The following is a 1,130-nucleotide window of genomic DNA, read 5'->3' as shown; positions in this document are numbered from 1 at the left end:
GGCATTATAATGTAAAGTAAATCTGTAAACATACCAGTTAAAACAAGGCCTTATGGCAACTCACTTTACATTTCCATGCACTTTCCATTCCCTTTCTCATGTCCAGACTCCACATTACAGAAAGCGGCTTCGAATCGATAATGTTCGGCAAACCGGATAAAGGCATTCGTCAGGTCACGTTTGCCTTGTTTCAACACCTTGACAACCATGGTGCTGGCATTGTCGAACCAGATGCGCCGCGGCACACCGCCAATATGGTCAAATAAGGTAAGGAGTGCTTCAAACAGACATTCCTGGTTTTCTCCTCTCGTAAGCTGAAAGTACCCTTGATTGCTGTGCGGAAATGATAGATTCAAGTATTTGCCGTTGTAATGACTTCCCCTCTCGTAATAGTCGGCATCACCGAAATCGACTTGCGCCTCACCCGGAATGTGCTCCAGCGGCAGATACCCAGCTTGCTTGCCATAGATGTTTTTCTTACGCGTCGCCACGTACGCTGCAACCGTTCGATACGAGCAAGTAAAGTCCTCGCCGTAGTGTTCCGCAAGTCTGTTGTACACACGTTGTGCTGTATGCCGCTGTTTGCGCTTGGCCTTTTGATCCTCCTCCAGCCATTGGTCAATGGTTTCTTTGTAAGGGGAGAGCTTAGGAAATGTGGAGTCCCTGGGCACCGAGGGGATCGCCTCATTCCAATCTTCCTTCTCAAGATACATTTTCACAGTCTTCCGATCTCGTCCCGTTTCTTTTGATATCTGTGAGATGTTCATTCCTTCCTCGTAGTACACGGTTAAACACCCTTATTGTGGACACTGCACCTCTTATTCGATATCGATCGTAGAATTGCTTTAAATTGCTGCCATTTACTCTAAAATGGACGTTTCGAAGATGATCAAACTTTAACTTGTTTCGGCTTCACCATCCCTTGCTTGATTGCCTCCCGATATTCATAGGGGGATAAGTCATAGATGCTGCCATGGATACGGATTCGGTTATAATCCTGAATAAACTGACTCACAATCCCATAGGCCTGTGGGTAAGACTCAAATTCATGGCGCTGGTAACATTCCAATTCAATGATGGCATGGTAGGATTCAATGTGCGCATTTTTATTCGGCGTTTTAGGCGGAATA

At 45.8% G+C, this 1,130-nt stretch carries 1 protein-coding gene and 1 pseudogene; both read right to left on the bottom strand.

Annotated elements, in window-relative coordinates:
* Nucleotides 1-86 precede the first annotated feature (86 nt).
* A pseudogene (gene istA / locus L1N85_RS26310) lies at nt 87-785 on the bottom strand (IS21 family transposase); the annotation flags it as partial.
* 104 nt (nt 786-889) lie between these two features.
* Nucleotides 890-1,130: integrase core domain-containing protein (locus L1N85_RS26305; protein WP_235241982.1), on the bottom strand; the 241-nt coding region annotated here is incomplete at its 5' end.

Source organism: Paenibacillus alkaliterrae, from assembly GCF_021532375.1.
Lineage (GTDB): Bacteria > Bacillota > Bacilli > Paenibacillales > Paenibacillaceae > Pristimantibacillus > Pristimantibacillus alkaliterrae.
The sequence above is the reverse complement of the archived record's forward strand: the minus strand, read 5'-3'. Positions and strand labels throughout refer to the sequence as shown.